The 16,849-nt window shown below is 69.7% G+C and carries 14 protein-coding genes and 1 pseudogene; 11 read left to right on the top strand and 4 right to left on the bottom strand.

The window, feature by feature from the left end:
- Positions 1-260: 260 nt before the first annotated feature.
- Complete coding sequence (ltrA, locus tag QMG73_RS44800; protein ID WP_281906116.1) at positions 261-1,577, bottom strand: group II intron reverse transcriptase/maturase; 1,317 nt, start codon at positions 1,575-1,577, stop codon at positions 261-263.
- Between the two features lie 1,407 nt (positions 1,578-2,984).
- Entirely contained in the window at positions 2,985-3,776 is a 792-nt protein-coding gene (locus QMG73_RS44795; protein ID WP_281906114.1) for a hypothetical protein, read from the bottom strand.
- 336 nt (positions 3,777-4,112) lie between these two features.
- Here QMG73_RS44795 and QMG73_RS44790 point away from each other — a divergent pair.
- The 5 genes and pseudogenes from QMG73_RS44790 to QMG73_RS44770 form a co-directional block, all read left to right on the top strand.
- A pseudogene (locus QMG73_RS44790) lies at positions 4,113-4,499 on the top strand (M23 family metallopeptidase); the annotation flags it as partial.
- A 287-nt stretch (positions 4,500-4,786) separates the two neighbouring features.
- A complete protein-coding gene (locus QMG73_RS44785) occupies positions 4,787-6,982 on the top strand; it encodes a hypothetical protein (RefSeq protein ID WP_281906110.1) in 2,196 nt (731 codons plus the stop codon).
- Positions 6,972-7,355 (top strand): hypothetical protein, encoded by a 384-nt coding sequence (locus QMG73_RS44780; RefSeq protein ID WP_281906107.1) that lies wholly within the window; start codon positions 6,972-6,974, stop codon positions 7,353-7,355. The genes QMG73_RS44785 and QMG73_RS44780 overlap by 11 nt, the downstream gene beginning before the upstream one ends.
- 161 nt (positions 7,356-7,516) lie before the next feature.
- Positions 7,517-8,152, top strand: a complete 636-nt coding sequence (locus QMG73_RS44775) for a hypothetical protein (RefSeq protein ID WP_281906106.1) — start codon at positions 7,517-7,519, stop codon at positions 8,150-8,152.
- Positions 8,153-8,256: 104 nt separating this feature from the next.
- Positions 8,257-8,922 (top strand): DUF4314 domain-containing protein, encoded by a 666-nt coding sequence (locus QMG73_RS44770; protein WP_281906105.1) that lies wholly within the window; start codon positions 8,257-8,259, stop codon positions 8,920-8,922.
- Between the two features lie 328 nt (positions 8,923-9,250).
- Here QMG73_RS44770 and QMG73_RS44765 read toward each other — a convergent pair whose 3' ends face one another.
- Positions 9,251-9,631 (bottom strand): hypothetical protein, encoded by a 381-nt coding sequence (locus QMG73_RS44765; protein ID WP_281906103.1) that lies wholly within the window; start codon positions 9,629-9,631, stop codon positions 9,251-9,253.
- Between the two features lie 186 nt (positions 9,632-9,817).
- Positions 9,818-9,979: a hypothetical protein gene (locus QMG73_RS44760; RefSeq protein WP_281906101.1), complete on the bottom strand. Its 162-nt coding sequence runs from the start codon at positions 9,977-9,979 to the stop codon at positions 9,818-9,820.
- A 595-nt stretch (positions 9,980-10,574) separates the two neighbouring features.
- On the opposite strand from QMG73_RS44760, the gene QMG73_RS44755 reads away from it, so the two are divergent.
- The 6 genes from QMG73_RS44755 to QMG73_RS44730 all read left to right on the top strand — a co-directional run bounded on the left by QMG73_RS44755 (position 10,575) and on the right by QMG73_RS44730 (position 16,810).
- Positions 10,575-11,207 carry a hypothetical protein gene (locus QMG73_RS44755; protein ID WP_281906099.1) on the top strand — a complete coding sequence of 211 codons (633 nt, stop codon included), beginning with the start codon at positions 10,575-10,577 and terminating at the stop codon, positions 11,205-11,207.
- Between the two features lie 218 nt (positions 11,208-11,425).
- Positions 11,426-12,580 (top strand): AAA family ATPase, encoded by a 1,155-nt coding sequence (locus QMG73_RS44750; RefSeq protein WP_281906097.1) that lies wholly within the window; start codon positions 11,426-11,428, stop codon positions 12,578-12,580.
- Between the two features lie 24 nt (positions 12,581-12,604).
- A complete protein-coding gene (locus QMG73_RS44745; protein ID WP_281906095.1) occupies positions 12,605-14,203 on the top strand; it encodes a VWA domain-containing protein in 1,599 nt (532 codons plus the stop codon).
- A 190-nt stretch (positions 14,204-14,393) separates the two neighbouring features.
- Positions 14,394-15,275, top strand: coding sequence for a hypothetical protein (locus QMG73_RS44740; RefSeq protein WP_281906093.1), 882 nt, complete (start codon positions 14,394-14,396; stop codon positions 15,273-15,275).
- A gap of 275 nt (positions 15,276-15,550) precedes the next feature.
- A complete protein-coding gene (locus QMG73_RS44735) occupies positions 15,551-15,997 on the top strand; it encodes a restriction system modified-DNA reader domain-containing protein (RefSeq protein ID WP_281906090.1) in 447 nt (148 codons plus the stop codon).
- A gap of 552 nt (positions 15,998-16,549) precedes the next feature.
- Positions 16,550-16,810, top strand: coding sequence for a hypothetical protein (locus QMG73_RS44730; RefSeq protein WP_281906088.1), 261 nt, complete (start codon positions 16,550-16,552; stop codon positions 16,808-16,810).
- The last annotated feature ends 39 nt before the right edge of the window (positions 16,811-16,849 follow it).

Here is a 16,849-nt window from a genome sequence, read left to right as displayed (position 1 = left end):
CAGATCGACGTGCACGTGGCCTCCATGGTCATCGTTGCTCAGCAGCGTCGATCATGGATGCCCTCGCGTCTGTTTGCTGTCCCCTATCCCTTGGTAGGGTCGGGAGCTGGCGCGGTGCTTTCACCTGCGGTAGGGCTTGGGGCCTTCAAGTGCCGCCGGTTTCCCGGTCGGTTGTCCCACCCCAGCGACCGTGGTCAGGTTCGTGCCCGTTTCCAACTCCCGCCACCTCGAACCGTGCATGCGGTTCTCCCGCACACGGCTCACCGACGTCGTTCACCGCCGGCATTCAGCCTTGCCCGCCAGTCCCGGAAGGGTCTGGGTGGGACGACGATTCCTGACAGGGTGATCAGACCAAGCGTGTCGGCGGCTTGGAAGGCGACCACCGACCAGCCGAACTTGCGAGATCGGCGGTGCCGCTTGGCATATACCAACGCCAGCCGCATCAACGCATAGCTCCTGATCTTGCCGAAGTGCTGGGAGGAGACGCCGTACCGGAAATACGCGGCCCAGCCGCGCAGGAACCGATTGACGTCCTCCACCATCACTTCCACCGGCAGCAGCAGCCGGGACCGCTCGGTCAACTCCCGAATCCGGTCCCGGGCGTGCTGCATCGCCCTGTCCGCGGGCCAACGAGCCAGAAACGTCACCCGCCGGCGGCCGGTCTTCCCGCTTGAGCGCACCAGCCGGTGGTGGAAGCCGAGAAAGTCCAGCCCTTCCCCACCGACCTCCAGATGCACGATCCGGGTCTTGGCCGCCTTGGGCTGCAACCCCAACTCCGCCAACAACACCGTGATCCGCTGCAACGCGGCCTCGGCCTGCTGCCTGGACTTGCACACCGCGATCAGATCGTCGGCATAGCGCACGAGGACACCGTGTTCGCGAGTCGACCATTGCCGGTCCAGCCGGTGCAGGTAGACGTTGCACAACATCGGAGAAATCACACCGCCCTGCGCAGCACCCGTCACCGGGCGCCGTACCTGCCCGTCCTCCATCACTCCCGCGCGCAGGATCGCGCGCAGCAGTTTGAGCACCGTCTGATCACAGACACGTTCCTGCACCGCCTGCATCAACTGCTCATGCGGAATCGCCGAAAAGCAGTCAGCGACATCCGTCTCGACCACCCACCGTCTGCCCCGCCAGGACTCATCGATGAGTACCTGCAGGGCATCGTGCGCCGAACGCTTCGGACGGAACCCGAAGCTGCACGAGAGCATGTCCGCTTCGAAGACCGGCTCGAGCACGATCTTCAGCGCGGCCTGCACGATGCGGTCCCGAACCGAAGGAATCGACAACGGCCGCAGCTCGACGGTGCCGGGCTTCGCAATGAAGACCTGGCGCGCCGCCAGCGGCCGATAACTGCCGTCCCGCAACTCGACGGCCAGCTCATCGAGCAACCGGGCAATCCCGTACTGCTCGACCTGGTCCAGGGTGGTCTTGTCGATGCCCGGTGCGCCATCGTTCACGCGCACCGCGACCCACGCACGCCACAACACGTCTCTGCGGTAGACCTTGTCCGCGAGCGCGTGGAACCGTCGTCCGGGATCGGCCTTGGCCGCCCGGTAGAGCGCATGCTGCAAGGCACGAACCGGATCACGAACTGACCCCAAAGCGGTGGGACTAGCCGAAACGGCACTCACCGGGCCCCTCCAGTCAACAGACGCATCGACGAAGTAGCGGCCCTTCCCTCACCGGCGGTTCTGTTGTCCGCTCGGCTCAACCGGTACTACGGCCGCCTCCGACGCCCACCCAGCTAGTGATCCACTTCCCGGCGTAAACCGGTTATAGGACACCACGCTCCGGTGACACAATCTCCGCAGGTCACCGGGCCGGGGAGGGCCTCCCCAGTTCCCGCCGCCACCATCGATACGTTCCGTGCCCCCTACGCCGGGGAGTTCTTGACGGCTGCAATCCAGGATCTACACCGCGTCCATGGCCTTCACCCCGTATTCGCGGGCTCGGCTCTCCCTTGGCCCACCCTCACAGGCGGGTGACGTAACGACGCCGCAGGCTTCGCTTCACGCTACGGACCGCATCGTCGCTCCCCCCAAAAGGGCTCTTGACGCTGGGCTTCGACCCGACCCGTTTCCAGACCGGACCGCCAGCCTGCTACCGGGCCTCCTGGCAGCTACCCGGACCGGACTCACACCGGCAGGCGACGACGAGCTTACAAACGACAGGATCAGCCACTCACAGCTTCACCTCCCGCTCTCCTGGGCGCACGAATCGATCATCTAGCCCCACCTCCGCTGGGAGACTCACCAAGGCCAAGACCAACGTTCCATCGATCGCGCACACCCAACGATGAGCCTGGGCACGGCCGTGCGATCACAGCAGAGGGTGACGGTCGGCGCCCGCCCTGTCGAGCTATCGATGGCCACCGCGCCGCGACGTAGCCCGGTAGCAAGCCGACCCGCACCGGAGCCGCGCAGCGGCGAGGAGCGGCAGTGGCGCGGTAGAGGTGTTGACCTTGTGTCCATGGCACAGGACGCGACTCTCCGTGGTCAAGGATTTCGGCGGCCCGGGCGCGTTCTGAGGTACTGCGACAGCCGAACGCTCGCCGTATCCACCACGAGCACCATGAGCGCGCCTGGGCAGGACGAGCGGCGAGCGGGTCAATTACGTGAGCGAATCACGCCTCGCTGGGAACATTCCGTGAGCGCCGACAGCCAAGGAACCAGGCATGAGCAGCGCAACCGCGAGCTACCGCATCGACATCTGCCCAGGCACAAGCCAGGAAACCGCTTAACTACGCGGCATTGGGTTATAGCGACCCTCCGTAACACTTCGATCGGTTTCCACCGTCTCAACGGCGACGTAGACCATCGCCCGTGCGACCAGACCCGCCAACCGCCGTCCTCACGACCTCATCACCGCCGTGACCAGCGACTACCCAAGAACGCAATGACCCTATGGTTCCCCGCGAGCGCCCGTACGGGATGCGAGATCCCGGTCCGCTCCCGGCTCGACGGGCGGCGCACCGATGACTAGCCACCCCTGCTGACAGTTGGGCCGGCTTCCCGCACGGTCGCCGCCACCTCGGGGGCGATGCCGGACGGGTCCTGTCGCCGGGCGAGAACGATCAGTCCCACTAGCAGAAGCACGAGCCATAGCGGAACCAGCACAGGAGCGAGTGACCGCCAAATGGGCCACACCGGCTCGGCAAGCCCGTCGAGGAACAGATCCTGCAAGGTGAGGTAAGCGCCCGGCAACAGGGGCACCGTGACCAGCGTGACGACCAGCCGGGACACGGGCGGACGTCGCACCACCATCCAGAACAGCGCCGCACCGGTGGCGGCGCCGAGGAGGGTGGCAAGAACCGTGGCGGCGAGGAACCCATCCGGCGCGGCCGGCGCCACGCGCAGCACGAACCACGCCCCCCGCTGAGTGAACGTGAGCATCAGCCCGTCCGCCTCGGCCCGCCAGCCGTCGCACAAGTCGCCCGGCACGCGGCGCAGGCCCTGCCACCCCCGCGACGCGGCGTTGCGCCGTAGCTCGTCAGAGAGCGCGCAGTCGGCCCCACTGTCGTAATGGAACTCGCCGTGAGCGGAACCGAAATCATCAGTAGCCAGAAAGATGCCGTACCGATAGCCACGCACGAACGCGGAGCTGGGTGGCTTGGCCTCGGGAAGGAGCTCTGTCGCCACGCCCTGAGCCCGGTCGGAGCTGAGCGGCGCGGCACCGCGACCGCCGTACCAGGAGCCCACTGCCAGGCCAACCGTGCCCAGCAGCACCACACCAACCAACAGCACCGCGACCTGCTGAAGCCGAAGCCGCACCCGCCCACCCCCGTTCGTAGTGCGGCACAGCGTAGCCCCCGAGATCAATCCCCTGGCGCCAGGCGAACCCCCGCTGGCGGGCGAGGCCCCGCCCCGGCCCCCGCCACAAATTAACCACCACGCAACCGCAACTCAAAGCGCCCCCAACCGAGAACGCAATGACCCTGCACCAACGCCACCCGGCAACCGAACCCAACGCCATCGACCGCCGACCTCGAACACCGCCCGCAAATGGCAAAGCGTTCGGCCCCAAGCGCAACGTGCGGCCGGCGTTCGCTCTACAGGGATCCGACCCGGATCGTAGGTGCATCTCATTGAGGCATGTCGGACAGCCGCCTTGACATAAGGTCCCGCAGTCCAGGCACCGTCCACACTGATGATCCGGCGTGTCGTCTCGCTTGGTGCAGAGAAGGCTGGTACGTCGACATCGAGCACCCCAACCCTGGCGGGCCGGGCGGGGTCATCGTCACCCGCTACTGCCATCTGCTCACCCGCCCCGCCGTCGTTGAGGGTCAGCACGTCGTGGCCGGACACGTCATCGGCGTCTCCGGCAGCTCTGGGCACTCCTCCGGCCCGCATTTGCACTATGAGGTCCACCTGGGAGACCACAGTCCGGCCACGGCTGTGGATCCGGTGGTCTTCATGGCCGGGGTCTGCGCCCCGCTGGGCCGGTTCACCACCACCACCACGCCACCGCCCTGCGAGCTTCCGCCCGGTACCTGACCGCGGCGTCAACGACCGAAGCACACCCGTGACCGACAGCGTACGGCAAAGGCCCGGCTTCCCGGCCCTTGCCGCCGTCCGGCAGCCATACCCCGCAACCCGGTGCACAGGCTGCCCAGGGTTCTTCAGCCATGCCCCGCCGCCATGGTTCTTCCCGGCAGCAGTTGCTGTTCCTCCCGCACGCACGGCCGGACGGCACGTTCCCCCTCGCCTGCCCCGCGCAGCCGCAACGCCAGTCACGACCCATCCACACCAGTCACTCAGCGAGAACCTGAGAAGGAGCATCCGTGAGTACCCATTGCCTGGTCGGCACCATCAACGCCGACGACCCAGCCACCATCCGCGTCCGGCACGTCCACTTCGACGGCCATCCCACGAACATCCTGCCCACCCTCGACCGGATCTGGTCGACCACTTGCGCGCACGACGCCACGGCATTGCTCGAGGCGCTGCTGGCGCACGAGTGGTCGTACCTCGACGCCGATGTCACCGCCGACACCTCCGTCACGTTCGCCGGCGAGCGGCCGGTACCCGGCGTCGGTGTGGCCAGCGAGTTCGATGTCGGCAGCACGGTCGAGGCGCTGCCCGTGGACGGTCCGGTCGACCACGTCAGGTGGGTCTACGTCATCGACCCCGCGCAGTCGACGATCGCGGTCTACGAGGCGGCCGAGCTCACCACACCGCTCAACGTGCACTGCCTCACCGGCCCACCAGCACCGGCCGCCCTTCTACGCGCGGAACTTCTCGCCGCCGCACGGTCCGTCGGTGCCACGGTCGGCCAGCACCTAGCCGACACATGGGCGCAGGACACCCTCAACGGCCGTGCACCCGCGCAAGCCAGAGAAACCGCCTGGCGGATGCTGACCGGCGACCCCGCCATCGCGCGAACCCTGCCCCAACCCGACCTCAGCGCCCCTGGGGACACACCGCCGGCGGAACTGGCCGGCCTGGTCGAAGAGCCGAACTGGTCGACGCTGACGCCGGCGCACCGCACCAAGGTCCTCGACGCCTGGCGGACCGCCGCCCGCACCGCGCTGGCCGGCCGAGTCGCGGAGCACTGCCTGCACGTGCTCAACCCCACCGACGGCGCCGGCCGGGACCTGTCCCACCTACACCCGGACCGGCTGCGCATCGGTCGCGTTGGCGTATTCGCCGGGGACTGGTCCTGCACCGAAGGCCCATCCGGGCAGATCCGCATCCCAATGGGGTACGCCGGCACCTTGATCGACCGGTGGAACGGCTGGGCCGTGTTCACCTGTACCCGAACGGTGGCCGAGGCGATCGTCGCCGAGCAGCAAGCGCAACGCGACCGCCTCCAGGCCGATCTCATCGACCGAGGCCGCAGCCCCGACGACGCCGCCCGCGAGGTAGACGACGCGATGGGGACGATGCGCTTCAACGGGGACACGATCGTCGTCGATGAAACCGCGGTCTACGGCGACCCGAGCGCGGTGACCCGGATAGAACCCGATCGGGACGGCCGGTACGTGGTCATGGGCGGATCCTGGTGCTGGCAAGCGGTTGATCCGCACGACTGCGACCGCATCGTCGGGGACCTGCCCGCCCCCGGCCAGGAGCAGCAGTTCGTCGAACTGCCCCACAGCGGCATGTGGGTTCCGCACGACCGCCTACGCGTCACGCACCTGCAGAAGTTCCCCGGCACCCCGGCGGCATCCCTGGCCACCCTGGCGCTGGACGACAAACCGGTCGCCGAGGCCCGCACCAGCGCCGACGGCAGCGCCATCACGAGATTGAGTGCCGCTTTCGGCCGCAACGACTGGACCGGATACGTCGCCGGCTGCCGACGGTACGGGGTGCCGGTGTCCGAGACGCATATCCTCGACGCCCTGGTCACCGAGCACCAGATCGGGCAGGCGGCACGCCAGGCCGAAGCCGACGGTGGTGTGCTGACCCGGCTGCTGGACGCTGACGGCACCATTCTGCGGCTGCGACCGGTGTGGCCCGCCCCGCGCGACTACACGGCGCGCAGGCAGCTCGGCCAACGACTGCGGCAGCTGGCCCCGCACCCGCAGGGCCGCCTGTGGCAGTGGTGGACCGGTGCGGGTTGGCACCACCTAGCCAGCATCACCGGCTCCGGCGCCATCGCCGATCCGGCGCAGCGGCAGCCCAACGTGGGGCAGCTTCTGGCCCACATCATCGCCGAGGCGCTGTACGAGCGCCTCGACCGCGACCACATGGTCCATCTGGCGGCCGGCGAAGGAATCCCCCTGGACCCGCGGATGAGCGACGAGCAAATCCGCGACCTGCTGCGCGCCGCGCACCGCGAGTCCGGCAGGGAAGCCGGACTGCCGGTCGACGACCTGCCGACGCTATCCGCCGCCGAGGGCCTCGAGCTGGGCCGGCTCGCCGCCAGCGGCGCCGACGCCGACCGACCGGCCCCCACCGGCCAACAGGAGCCGTCCGAGCACGGCGACCACGCCACCGATCCACCGTCACAACAGGAGAACAGGGATGGACGTTGAACGACTCACCGGCAAGTACACCGATGTGACCGTCACCTGCGAGGCGATCGCCGCGCAGCACGGCCACGGCGGCGCGGCCGCCGCACTGGCCGATGCCCTGATCCGCGCCGTGGCCGCGATCGACACCGCCGAGAGGGAACTGGCCCACCACGGCGCCGCCATCGACCACGCCACCGCGGCAGTGACCCTCAACCTCGCCGCCGGACCCGGCGAGCGCGCACCCAGCCTCAACACACTCGGCGAACTGCAGTCGCGCGGACCCCGCTTCGACGCCCTCATCGCAATCCGCGCCGCCGGCATCGACCACCTGAAGGAACTGGTGAGCCTGTGGCAGCACCTGCCCGCCGACAACGGCACGCCCAGCCACCCCTGACCCCAATCCGGCCCAACACGCCGGATCCATCGACCAACCGCGCCACCAATATCCCCATTCGCGCGCCCCGTGCTGGCCGGCCCGGCCGGCGCGGGCGCACCCCAGCCCCAGGGAGGACCACCATCGCCACCGAACCGCTGCCCAGCCGCGCCACCACTGACGTGTTCGAACTGCACAACATCGGCGACAACAGCGCGCTGGCCATCGGGCCCCGGCACCGGCCGGCGCTGTCCGACGACCTTGTCCTGAGCGTGCGGCACCGCACCACCGGCGACGGCCGGTCGCTGCTGCTGTCGCGAGCACAGACCCGTGAGGTGCTCGACTGGCTCGCCGCCTGGTACGAGCACGGCTGGGCCGGCGTCCCCCGCCAAGAGGGCCCGACCAGCGCCGACGTCATCGAGCACTACGACCGCATCGCCGTCCGGGAACGGATCCGCGCCGACCACGAACGCATCGACGCCCACCGGCTATTGCACGCCGCGATCGCACTCGTCCCGGCCGGCTGCCGCAGCCAGGACCTCGACGAGGTCGCCCTCGCCCAGGCCCGCGTCTGGGCCCGGATCGAGAAGGAACGCGACCACCTGGAACAGATCCGCCGCACCCTCGTCCAGGGCCTGCACGAGATCGTCCACTCGACCACGCCGTCGGCCGACGCGCTACGCAAAGCCGCCGCCCGCCTGTTGAAGGTCAACAAGCCCTGGGTGGGTGAAGTCAGCGACGCCGAGGCCACCGACACCCCGCTCTACGACCGGCGGCGGCTGGTCGTCGCCGCCGACCTGCTCCCAGCACGGGACTGAACCGCACCGCGACCCCTGCAGGCCGAGGCCGGATGCCAGGCCACGCCCGCATCCCCGACGCTGCGGTCCTGCCCTGCGGCAATCATGAGAAGAGAGGAATCCCCTTGTCCGAGCCCGCACTCGTCGGCGTGATCACCGCCGACGGCACGTTCACCGCCCGATATCTGCACTGGGCGGGCAACCCAACCGATGCCGTGGCCGCCCTACGCGCCATCTGGACGGACCAGTTCGGCCGGGACACCGCCGCTACGGTGTCGACCCTGCTGGGCCACGACTGGTTCAGCCTGCGCCCCACCGGCAAGCACCGCCGGCCGCCGGCCACCACCGCGGTCACCGGCGTCGGGCACGCCTTGGCCGCGGCGCACCCGCCGGTGCGCGGCAACGTCGCCACCGCCGCCCGGCACGACTACACGGAGTGGATGTACCTGATCGACGCCGCCGCACAGACGATCCGGGTGTACGAGGCCACCGTCCACGACCGGTGGCTGCCGCACAGCCTGCACCCGCTGGACCCCAACACCCCACCGGCCCCGCCCGACGGGCGCTACCGCCACGGTGACCGCGTCGTGCTCGAGCACACCAACGACCCGCACACCCAACTGCGCCCCGGCGACCAGGGCACCGTCGCCTTCGACCAGCGGGACAGCAGCACGGTGTCGATCGTCTGGGACAGCGGCTCCACCCTGGCCATGCTCCTGGACGCCGGCGACCGCATCCGGCTACTCACCCAAAGCCCCGATACCACAACCAGGACGCAGACGAACCGATAAACATCGCCGACATTTCCTGACCGCCGAGGGGCGGAGCCCTGAGCCCCGACCAGCAGCGGCGGCTCTACTACGCCGCCCTCGCCCGCGCACCCCATCAAGGCGAGACCCGACTGTTTCGGCAGGGTGGATGAGCACCACCCGGGCGTCTTTGCTTCCGCGCCTCGGCGCCGGCGCGCCTGCGGTGCGGGTCGGGTTGCCATCGAGCACGGCGGGTGACGGCCTGGCCGATGCGACGGCTCCGACCACATCGCGATCACCGGCGTGTCGCGATAGCGCCGACTGGTCGCGGACCTCGGCGGGCAGACCCCAAGGCGCCGCAGACGAGAGATCAGGCTGATGGCGTACCGAGCAAATCCGGTGTGTAGGTACTCTGCCAGAACAGCCGAAGTTGCCGCTCGTCTTGGCAGCCGGGTGCCAGGTTCGGGCAGGGCGGCGGGATGTCACCAACGCTGCCGCAAAGGATCGGTGCACCCACCTCCATCTGCCAGTGGAGCAGGTCGCCGACGTGTTGCAGAAACTGGCCGCGGGTCAACGACACCACATCCAGTACCCGGTGCAGGGGCTCTGCCATCATCGGCCCGACCCGGATCACGATGGCCTGGTATGAGCCTTCCTGCTCGCTTGTAGTGGCCAGGACCGAGCCGACGTGCATGGGCTGCCCACAGACGCAGTGGCGGACGAGCCGACCGGCGGGAAGGTCTTCGGACATGACGGGGTCCTCTCGGGAGATCCGGGAACCCCGCATGCGCGGGGAAGCCTCCTCATCGGAGGCACCGTGCCCGCCTGGACTGGCCGGCAAAACGGCAATAGCACAATAGCTCGGGCCGGTGGGTTCGCGCCAGAAGCCCTCCCTATGCCACGGCACGAGGGCCGGGCGAGGTCGGATCATGGCTGGTCAGCGACGCCGGTGCAGGCGTTGAGACACGGTGGGTGTCGGGATGCCGGTGACACGGCTGATCTCTGCCTGCCGCACGCCGTCATCGACGAGTCGCTGTGCGGTGTGCGCCCACGTGTCGATGTCTACGGCGGCGAGAGCGGCGATTGCGTCCGGGGTCAACGGCCTGCCTTGGCGGGCGCGGGCTCCGGTGCGGCACGCGTCGCCCGCAGCTGCGCCCGGTGCTGGCCCTCATCTGTCATCGCCGCGCGGGCACGGTCGGGGTCGCGGTGTGCTTCCAGGGAGCGGCGGCCGGTGCTGCCTTCCTGCGCCTGTGGGATGGCGGCAAAGCATGCCTGGGACGGCCGGCAACGCGAGCGACTGACCTGAGGACAACCCGTGTCGTCGGCGGTACTGCACGGCGGTGATGCCACGCCGGTACCAGGCATGGGTGCCCAGCGCGCGTTCCACTGTCCGCATTCGTGGCACAGCAGCGATTCGGCGTCCTCGCTGACGTCAAGCTGCGCCCAGTGGACATGGCCGTCGCGTTCACCCGTGGCCGGCGAACGGTCGGGCAGGAGCGCGGGACGGGTACGGCTGCGCGCGGAGGCGGTTGGCCGCGGCGCGGTCCCAACGGGCGCCCGAGCCGAGGTGGAGCGGGCGCCCCACCATGCCCACATCCGATGCACGGGTCGGCGACGCACACCGCCATGGCCCGCGATTCGCACTGTCCACATCAGACCGCACTCGTGCCGTCGTCCACGACGGCAGTGACCACTTGAGAATCCATCGCGACAGCACCGGTATGGCCGCCCGCAGACGACTGCGGGCAGACACGTCAGCGGCAATCACCACGATCCTGCTCAACACCGAGGCCGCCGAGCACCGGTACGGACGGGACCAGCAACCGGTCCTGTTCGGCCTGTTCGACTACGTCAGGGCCGACGGCACCACCACGATTGAGGTCGACCCCACCATCGCCGACCCCGACCTGTGGACCACACCCGACCCGCACCGGCACGGCGTCCCACTGCCCGTACCGGTCGTCCTGCACCGCTTCGCCACCGACCTGACCAACCCGGCCGCCCGCCGCTGGCTGGAGGACTGGCGCTACTTCAAGGGGCGCACCTGCGTCGGGGTCGGCCTCGCTTTCGAGGCGTGGGCGGGTCCGATCCGGTCCGGGTACCGGTACGGCGACCTGGCCAAAGCACCTTCCAGCCAGCGGAGCGAGATCCGCGTCGCGGCGGCCGTGGACACCGACCTGCGCCTGCACCGGGTTATCCGGGTCCCGGCACCGACACCCTGCTCGTCGACCGCTGGATGCATGTGCCCGCCCGCAGCCACCACCTCAGCGTGGTCACCGGCCTGCACTGGCTCGCCCGCCTGGCCCGCAGCCGCTAACCCGCCATAGCCAACGGCACCACGAAAGCGCCACACGCTGCCACGCCGTCGCACGCGAACGGTACGGCACCCACCCCTTTGTCCCCTGTACGCAGCGGGTGCACCGCCCAGCCCTCACGTCGGGCTCGGCGCTGGCCACCCCCGTCTCCGCCCGTGCGGTCGTTCGTTCCACCGCCCGCGCATCCGGAGACGGGTGCGCGGGCCCTGTCGCGACAGGAGCCACACCTTATGAACCCGACGTCACCGCAGCCGGCCAGCCCCGGCGCGAACCCCACCTCCACGCCCACCGCTCCCGCCAGCGGCTCCGGTCGTCGGATGGGGCATCTGTATCCGCGCGTCGCGCAGTACCTGGTCGACAACCCCGACAGCCCGCTCAAGGTTCGGCAGATCACCCAAGCGATCGGCGCGCCGTCGTCCGGCGCGGTGTTCGAGGTGCTCAAGAAGATGGCCGCCGTCGGCTACGCCACGCACATCAGGGATCCCCACCACCGGTTCCAGATCACCCCGGCCGGGATCGCCGCCGCCGGCACGCTGCCGCCCCCGGCCCCGCGCGGCGCGTCCAGCGGCGCTCGCAGCCGCTCAGGCAAGCGCAAGCCGGTGACCCGCCCGAACGGGGAACTGTACTTGCCGCGCAAGCTGGCCGGCGGCACCGACATCGAGGTGCTGCGCCGGCTACGCGCCGCGCAGATGCCGGTGCTGCTGTACGGGCCGCCCGGAACCGGCAAAACCGCCATGGTCGAGGCCGCCTTCGACGACCTGCTCACCGTCGCCGGCACCGGCGACACCGTGGTGGAGGACTTCGTCGGCAACTTCATCCCACTACCCGACGGCGGCTACGAATACGTCTACGGGCCCCTCGTCGTCGCGATGCGCGACGGCCGGCCGCTGCTGGTCGACGACGCCACCCTCATCCCACCCCGCGTACTTTCCGTGCTCTACCCGGCGATGGACGGCCGCCGCGTCATCCACCTGACCGCCTACCGCAACGAACGCGTCGAAGCCGCCGACGGGTTCTACGTCATCGCCGGCCACAACCCCGGCGTACACGGCGCCGTGCTGACCGAGGCCCTCGCCTCCCGGTTCGGGGTGCATATCGAGGTCACCACCGACTGGGACCTGGCCCGCCGCCTCGGCGTCGCCGCCCGCGCCGTGGCCGCCGCGATCGACCTCAACAACGAACTCGCCGCAGGCACCGTCACCTGGGCGCCGCAACTGCGCGAACTGCTCGGCTTCGCCCGCCTCCACAAGACCCTGAGCCTTGCCACGGCGGTGTCCAACCTGGCCGGCCGCGCCCCCGACCACGACCGAGAAGCCGTCATCAAGGCCCTTGCCACCCACTTCGGCACCACCGTCACCGCGCTAAGCCTCGGCCCGCAGCACTAACCCATCGACGAAGGGAGCTTTGCGATGCCGCACCCGAGCGGTCACCTCCGGCCCGCTGGCAGCCCCAAACCGGGCGACAAGGACTGGCAGGCTTGGTCTAATGCCTGGACCAAACACATCAAGGTCCTGACCGGACGCACCGACCTGACCGTCATCGTCGCCCCCGGCGCAGGTGGCGGCGCCCCCGCCTGCTTCTACCCGACCGAGAAGCGGATCGAGGTCAACGCCACCCACATCGGGGACAAGCCCGACATCGCCGACCCCGCCCGCGCCGCCCACCGCAGGACCGTGCCCACCGCCTACGGGCTGCTCGTCCACGAGGCCGCACACGCCACCCACAGCCGCTGGCAGACCCCGCGCGGCACCCCACCGATTGTGGCCGCCGCAGCCGACCTGCTCGAGGAATCCCGGGCCGAAAGCCGCCAACGCGGCCGGCGCCGCGCCGACCGGCGCTGGCTACGCCACACCGTCAACACCCTGATCACCGCCGACGAGGCCCCCGTCGACGACCCGTGGCACGCCGGCCACCTCGCCGGACTGCTGCTGGCCCGCGTCGATGCCCGAATCGTGACCAGCAAAGACGTCCGCACCGTGCGTGGAGCGATCCTCACCGTGCTCGGGGCCAAGAAACTGAAGCGGTTGCGGGAGATCTGGAAAGCCGCCCACACCGTGGATGATGACGACGCCGCCACGATGATCGACTTGGGCTGGCAATGGTGCCAGGCCCTCGGCATCGATCCGCGCAAGCGACGGAAGGTTCCGGTAGCCGACGCCGGCGTGTTCCCCGGGCAACTCGCCAAGGCATTAGGCGACTACCTCGCCGCCGTCGCCGGGATCAGCCCGGCCGAGTTCACCGCCCAGCTGATCGCTAGCCGGCACAGCGCCCCAGCCACATGGCGTCGCCGGAACCCGACCGTCGAAGAGCAGCAAGCCGCCCGGCAGCTCGCGGCCCGGTTGCAGGCCGCCCGCAGCCACCAGCCCGAACCCGACACCCGGCCTTCGGTCATCCCGCCCGGCCGGCTGCGGGTGCGCCAGGCCATCACCGCCGACGCGCAGCGCGACGCTGGCGCCATCCCCACCGCCGCGCCCTGGCGACAACGCGCCACGCTGCCGCCTCCCAAGCCCACCCTGCGGATCGCGGTGCTGGTCGACACCTCCGCCTCAATGGACTCCTACGCCGGGCCGCTGTCCTCAGCCGGATGGATCCTTTCCACGGCCGCCCACCGTAACCACGCCGCGACCGCCACCATCGCGTTCGGCAGCACCGCCACCCTGCTCGTCCCGGCCCGGCAACGCCCCACCCAGGTTCTGGACATCAGCCCCGGCGGCGGCACGTCGGCGTTCGGCGACGCGGTCAAACTCGCCGACCAAATCCTCGACATGCGCCAGCGCGGCCCTCTGCGGATGCTCGCCGTGGTCTCCGACGGCGCACTCGACGACATCGACACTGGGCAGAAGCTCATCACCACCCTGCACCGCTCCGGGTGCACCGTGCTGTGGCTACGCCCCGACGGCCTGTCCGGCCACACCTTCGGCCACACCACCACCCTGACCGTAGCCAACCCGGTCGAGGCGATCGAACAGATCTGCGCCGCCGCGATCACCGCACTCGAAAACGCCTAACCCGCCCGCGCCGCACCCGATGAACATCGGCGCCCGAAAAGAGCCGGGCAGTCAAGCACCCCGTAACGCGGGTGGCGCGAACCACCAGAACACCGCAGATCGCGCCGGCGACGGCCACAGCGAACCGGCTCGCCGACAGGCGAACCCTTCCGCGTGGCCGTCGCCGGACCAACCCAGCCACGCTCTCCGAATGACGAAAGGTAACCGCACAACAATGTCCATCAACCTGTACTTCGACCTCGCACCGGTCGCACTGCTGGCCGAACACGCCCTCGCCGCACCCAGTCACGCCGTCGACCCCGACCGCCTCAGCGACCCCGCCATGCCGACCCTGTGGCTAGTCAAGGGCGCACACGGGATCTGGCTGGCATCCAACGGCCTACCCGGCATCCCCATCGACGTGCTGGTCCCCGACGCCGACACCAGCCGCGTGTTCGCCCACGGCTGGGCACCCGGCGACCCCGCCCTACCCGGCCGGCTCGCAACCCTCGACCTGCGCACCATCACCGTGATCGGGGTGTTCGGCCAGCCCATCGACGACCTGCCGGACCTGCTGCGCCAAGACCACACGCAGCTACGGATCACCGTCCACGGGGCCTTCAGCACGCTGAGCGTCGACGCCGACCCGCAGCCCGACCCCATCACTGGCGAACCCACCGACCCCATCACCAACTGGCTCAAAGCCGCCCTAGGCCAAACCGTCACCGGCCGGCCATGGCGCGCCGACCTCGATCACCCCTGCCCGGCACGCTGCGAAATCGCCCGCCTGCTCGACGAGGCCGCTGCCGCGCTGAGCGAGGCGACCGACAGCATGCGCCCTATCGCCCACGACCTAGCCGAACGCAGCCGCGACACCGCGACCGACCTGACCCGTGAGGGATGGACCAACATCACCGACATCGCAGCCCTGGCGCTCGCGGCGCACACCGCACAGGCACGGCAAGAGATCCTGCGCAACCACCTCGCCCAACTCCACACGGCCTGGCATCACCTGCCCACCGGCCATGGCTGCCAACGAACCCGTGACCAGAACACCACAGCCAGCCTGACGCCGACCCGCAGTCCTGACTGACCCCGCCACCCCCACCGACGACAACTCCCCCGATCGTCGCGTGAAGCCCCTACGTTCGCCCCGCCGACAACCGATGACACGCCGTTCCCGCGCTACAGCACCGCGCCGTCGGCGTCTGCCGGTCAGCCCCCCGAGCCCCGACCTGAGCCGGGGCTCACGTTGCTGACGACTGATTTCGGCAATGACTTGACCGGCGCGACGGCATACGCGTGGATCATGTCGACCGCCGCGCGGCGGCCAGACGAACTTCCCTCATACCCGTTTGGAGATCACCCATGCCCTTCGTTCGCATCGATGATGCCCTGATGGCGCATCTGCGCGAACACGGTCGGTTCGGCGACACCCACAACGACATCGTCCGTCGCCTACTCGGGATGCCCCCCGCCGAGCGGGTGTCCGCCCGCGCGGGTGCGTCCGGGTCCGGAGCGTTGATGCCGCTCATCGCGGCGGGGACGCTCGCCGTGGGGGACACGGTCACGTGGTATCGCCGCAACCTCGGCGAGGTGCACACCGCCACCGTCGATGACGCCGGCCGCCTGGTCACCGCCGACGGAGCCGTCCACATCACCCCGGGAACCTGCGCCAGCTCGATCGCCGGCTACCCCTGTAAAGGCTGGCCCAACTGGCGAACCGCGGCCGGGGCGAGCCTGCAACAGCTCCGCGATCGGGCAGCCGAGGCGATCGCAGCCGACCGGCCGACCAGCGGCGCTGCCGCCGGCTGAGCCAATCCCTAGTTCGTTGTTCCGGCGGCCCCCACGTCGTGTCTGAGGCGGATTCGCCGCCGCTGGCCATCGACCGCACCCGCCGCAACCCAGTCGCACACCAACCTCAGCCCGACGAACTGACCGTCATCGAACATCACCACCACGGCGTCGCCTGGTGCCGAAGGCCAATCTGGTCGGCCTCTACGCCCGGACCGGCGCCCGGCCGGTCGCCGTACTCGACAACGAGCACGGCGGCAAGGACCCCACGACGCGCAGCGACGCACCGCCGAGGGCATCCCCCGCTCCTGGTACCTGTCAACGGATACACCGGCCTACGCCGGTACGACATCGACCAGATACACGCCGGTCGACGCGCTGCCGCCGACACCGCCGACATGGTCAACCACCACTCCGCCCAACCCGATCCGATGACCCAATCCCTCGGCGACGCCGCATCTGGTGTTCGGGCCGCCCTCGGCCCACGGGCCCGACCTTGCCCCCGCTCGTCACGCACCCACCCCAAAGGTCCGCCAGTCCGGCGGACCTTGCACGACCGCGAGGAGCGCCACCATGAACCCCATGCCCGCCGACCGCGACCTCAGCGTCGGCGACCCGGTACTCGGCAAGAGCCGCCTGCTGTCGCGGCAATGCGCCACCTGCATCTTCAAGCCCGGCAACCTCATGCACCTACAAGAGGGGCGACTGAAAGACCTGGTCTCCGAGACCCGCGCCACGGAAGGCTTCATCGTCTGCCACTCCACCCTGCCGCACTACCCGAAAGGAGCGGAATTGCATTCGCTGCAACGTCGAATGCGCGAAGACGAAACCTGAGGCTGTGCGCTGCGGAGGAGTGAGGGTCGCGGCGCCGGC

It is taken from the genome of Phytohabitans aurantiacus, from assembly GCF_027923225.1.
Taxonomy (GTDB): Bacteria; Actinomycetota; Actinomycetes; order Mycobacteriales; family Micromonosporaceae; genus Phytohabitans; species Phytohabitans aurantiacus.
The sequence above is the reverse complement of the archived record's forward strand: the minus strand, read 5'-3'. Positions and strand labels throughout refer to the sequence as shown.